The 4,349-nt window shown below is 62.8% G+C and carries 2 protein-coding genes and 2 pseudogenes; 2 read left to right on the forward strand and 2 right to left on the reverse strand.

The window, feature by feature from the left end:
• Positions 1 to 336 precede the first annotated feature (336 nt).
• Positions 337 to 1,651, forward strand: a pseudogene (locus WAW17_RS34025) (ISL3 family transposase).
• Positions 1,652 to 1,663: 12 nt separating this feature from the next.
• Here the strand turns inward: WAW17_RS34025 and WAW17_RS34030 are convergent.
• Positions 1,664 to 2,026: pseudogene (locus tag WAW17_RS34030) on the reverse strand (transposase); the annotation flags it as partial.
• 136 nt (positions 2,027 to 2,162) lie between these two features.
• Between WAW17_RS34030 and WAW17_RS34035 the strand changes: the two are divergent.
• Positions 2,163 to 2,318 carry a transposase gene (locus WAW17_RS34035; protein WP_422337226.1) on the forward strand — a complete coding sequence of 52 codons (156 nt, stop codon included), beginning with the start codon at positions 2,163 to 2,165 and terminating at the stop codon, positions 2,316 to 2,318.
• A 631-nt stretch (positions 2,319 to 2,949) separates the two neighbouring features.
• Here the strand turns inward: WAW17_RS34035 and WAW17_RS34040 are convergent.
• Positions 2,950 to 4,206 (reverse strand): IS256 family transposase, encoded by a 1,257-nt coding sequence (locus WAW17_RS34040; protein ID WP_422337227.1) that lies wholly within the window; start codon positions 4,204 to 4,206, stop codon positions 2,950 to 2,952.
• Between the last annotated feature and the right edge of the window lie 143 nt (positions 4,207 to 4,349).

The following is a 4,349-nucleotide window of genomic DNA, read 5'->3' on the forward strand; positions in this document are numbered from 1 at the left end:
TGGGTAGTCTTCTTCACGGCGGTCCCTTGCTGTCGGAGTTCTTGGAGGAACGCCCGACACCTACCACACGGCGGGTCTCGAGCGGGGGACCGCCACCTGAAGTTCTACGAGACCCGGGACAACCTCATTCAGGACGTAGTGGTCGCCATCTCTAACGGCGCGGGTCTTAATCGCAGCTAAGTCCGACCCGCCTGAAGGTTCGGTCATAGGGGGTCTTCCGGATCCGGAGTGCATAGCGGGGTTCGCCGGCGACGTGGTGAGGCATTGATGAAGGGGTCCTGGGGCGTGTGAAAATGCAGGTTCTCACACCGCGCATCGAACACCCCAGGACCCGCTTTGAACGCTACCGCCAGCCTGCTTGCTGACACCATCTGCCGCACCGTCGAGTTGGGGGTGACGATCACCGACGCCGCTGTTGCCGGGGAGTTCACGCACCTGTTCTGCTCCCCGGTCGCCCTCGATCCGGTCTGCGTCGACTGCGGGGTCGCCGGCCGGCTCCGGGACCACGTCGAGCGCAAGGTGACCGATCTGCCGATTGTCGGGCATCCCACCAGACTGCACGTGCGCGTTCCGCGCTTCACCTGCGACAACACCGGGTGCGAGACGAGGATCTTTCAGCAACTAATGCCGTTGCTGGCCGAGCCGCGGGCCAAGACCACCCGGCGGTGCACCCGCTGGATCCTGCAGCGCCTGGCGATCGATCGCACGAGCGTCTCGGCGGTGGCCAAGGCGCTCGGGCTGGGCTGGGACCTGGTCAACGACCTGGCGATCTCGAAGATCCGCACCATGGTCTACGACCAGCCCGGCCACCTCGAGGGAGTCCGCGTCCTCGGGGTCGATGAGCACAAGTGGAAGCACGTCCGCGGCGACGGCAGCAGTTCATTTGTCACCGTGCTGGTCGACCTCACGCCCGTGGTGGACGGCACCGGCCCGGCCCGCCTGCTGGACATGGTCCAAGGCCGCTCCGCGAAGGTGCTCACTGACTGGCTCGATGCCCGTGACCAGGCGTTTCGTGAGCGGATCAAGGTAGTGACTATGGACGGGTTCGCCGGGTACCACGCCGCCGCCGCCAGCGCCGTCCCTGCGGCTCGCACTGTCATGGACCCGTTCCATGTAGTGCATCTAGCCGCAGACAAGCTCACCGTGTGCCGCCAGCGAGTCCAGCAGGCCACCACCGGGCATCGGGGCCGTAGCGGCGACCCGCTGTATGGGATCCGCCGGACCTTGAGCACCCGGGCTGAGCTGCTGACCGACAAGCAGAAGGCCCGCTTGTGGAAAGCGTTCACCGCGGACGATGCGCACGTAGCCGTGGAGGTCACCTACGGCATCTACCAGCGACTCATCGTCGCCTACGAGGCCTCCAGCCGCCGTGAGGGCAAGATCGCGATGTACAAGCTCCTCGGGGTCGATCCGCTACGGCGTACCCAAGGAACTGCCCGAGCTCGCACAACTCGGCCGATCCTTGTGGAAGCGACACCGCGAGATCCTCGCCTACTTCGATGTGGGCGCCTCCAACGGCCCAGTCGAAGCCATCAACGGACGGCTCGAGCACCTCCGCGGAATCGCCCTCGGCTTCCGCAACCTCGGCCACTACATCCTGCGATCACTCATCCACTCCGGCCAAGTCCAGGCACGGATCAACGCACTCTAGAACCGGACACTCCTATATAGCTTTGTCAAGAGTTTGAGCGCCCCGGTGTGGTTCGAGTGTGCTCCGGAGGATCGGGAAGACTTCGCGGGCGACGTAGCGTTTCAGGCAGCGCATGATCTCTCGTTTCGTCTTGCCCTCGGCGACTCTGCGTTCAACGTACTCGCGGGTGCGGGCTTCATAGTGCATCCGTACGAGGACGATGTGGTGCAATGCGGAGTTGGCTTGCCGGTCGCCGCCGCGATTGAGCCGGTGGCGGTTCGTCTTTCCCGAGGAGGCCGGGATCGGTGAAGCCCCGGCGAGGGCAGCGAAGTGTCGTTCACTGCGCATCCGTTCGGGATTGTCTCCGGCAGTGATCAGTAGCTGGGCAGCACTGTCCGGATAGGGTGTCCCCGGTGAGCGGGGCCGTGATGTTTTAGAGTCATGTTGCCCGTGACGTGGGCAGATAGGACGATGAGGAACATGGCTGGACGAAAGCGGAACTTCGCGGAGGACATCGTGCACAAGCTGCGCCGTGCCGACGAGCTCACCGCAGCGGAAGAGCCGCAAAACGCAGGAGGAAATCGCCGCCGAACTCGAGGTGTCGGCGGCGACGCTGTACAACTGGCGCCGTCAATACGGCGGTACGGACACCGACGCGGCGAAGGAACTCAAGGAGCTCCGGGAGTAGAACAGCCGACTCAAACGCCTCCTCGCGGACGCCGAGTTGGAGAAGGACGCACTGCGGGAGGTAGCGAAGGGAAAATTCTGAGCCCAGCCGCCAAACGCCGCGCCGTTGACATGTCGTCACCACGATTCCTCACCATGACGCAGTACGCGCCGAACTCGCTCGCCGCAGATTCGAACAGTCCTGAGGCTCAGAAACCAACGATCGTGGGCGAGCAAATCACCGCTGATGCTGGCTATTCGTGTCGAAGGCGTCGCGCCATAAGTGCCGAGTCGGCGAGCAGGTTATCCGTCTGCTTGGCGTTGTACTAGTTTGTCGGTGAGTTCAATCGTGGCCAGGTACCACCAGAAGATCCAGTCGAGATACGCATCGTCATACTCGGGATGTTGTTTAGCGTCTCGATGCCGTATCGCAAACTCATTTGCAATCTGAAACAGGGCTCCTTCGTCCCTCTTGAACAGTTCAGATTTGAGAAGGGCACGCCGCTCTTCGAGCAGGCTTGCGAGCACGGTGCATGCACTGCGTTTCTCGTCACGACTGGCGTCTCGTGACCGAAATAGGACAGCGTCCCATTGGGTGGTGTAGTTCGGATCGGTGAACCATCTGGTTCGTGATCAACGAGTCATGTTGTAGGTTATGCGGTTTCGAGTTCGGGTGTCAACGACTGTGGGTTCGTGTCGGTGGCACGGGCTCGTTTTTTGGCTGCGATGACCACCCTGAGCTCGTCCATACTCACATCGGAGACGTAGCGACGGGTGACCTGCCACTCATCGTGCGCCTCGATCACCACCGCCGTCGCCAGACGCAGAAACGCGGCCGGGTTCGGAAAGATTTCCACGACGTCGGCGCGGCGTTTGATCTCCTTGTTCAGCCGTTCGATCGGATTGTTCGACCAGATCTTCTGCCAATGAGCTTTCGGGAACACCCGGAACGCGAGCACATCTTCCTTCGCATCCCGCATCATCGACGCCACCTTCGGGAACGACTCGTCCAAGGTGTCGGCGACCTGATCCCACTGCTGTGAAACAGCATTTGCTTCGGTGTGCGCGAAGATCGTTTTGATCGCAGCCATCACCGGCGGCACATGCTTCGACGAGACCGCCGACCCGACGTTCCGCATGAAATGCACCCGACAGCGCTGCCAAGACGCTCCGGTGAATTGCTGCGCCACAGCCCCTTTCAACCCGGCATGTGCATCGGAGATCACCAGATGCACACCCGACAACCCGCGCGCCCGCAACCCGGTCAGGAATTCACGCCAGAAGTCGAACGATTCGCTGTCGCCGACCGCGGTGCCGAGCACTTCTCGGGTGCCGTCGATCGAGACGCCGGTGGCCACGACAAGGGCATGGGAGACCACGTGCGCCCCGATTCGGACCTTGCAGTACGTCGCATCGAGGAAAATGTACGGGAACGTGGCATGGGTCAACGTCCGGTCGCGGAAGCGGGCAATCTCGGTGTCCAAGCCTCCGCAGATCCGCGAGACCTGCGACTTCGAGATCCCCGACTCCACCCCGAGCGCAGCAACCAGGTCGTCGACGTTACGGGTCGAGACGCCGTGGACGTAGGCCTCCATGATCACCGCATACAGCGCCTGATCGATCCGGCGGCGGCGTTCGAGCAGGCTCGGGAAGAACGACCCCGACCGCAGTTTCGGGATCTGCACTTCCACATCTCCGCTGGTAGTGGCGACGGTCTTGGGACGGGTGCCGTTACGGTAGTTCGTGCGCTCGATGGTGCGTTCGTAGCGGCCGGCGCCGAGGACCTCGGTGGCTTCGGCGTCGATCAGGGCCTGCAGGCCGGCGCGGATCAGTTCGGCGAACACGCTCGCCGGATCGGCACCCTTGAGTGCATCGAGCTGGGCGATCAGGGCAGAATGGTCGTGGGTCATCGCGTGGATCCTTTTGGTCGAGTCACTGTGAGAGGTAACTCGTTCATCACTACGCGATGGCCCACCCACAACCCCGGTACGACACGCCCGAGCTGCGGCTACCTCGCCTCACCGAATTTCCACCACCACGGGGGACTTACCCC

The organism is Rhodococcus sp. (in: high G+C Gram-positive bacteria), assembly GCF_049286785.1.
In the GTDB taxonomy this organism is placed as follows: domain Bacteria; phylum Actinomycetota; class Actinomycetes; order Mycobacteriales; family Mycobacteriaceae; genus Rhodococcus_F.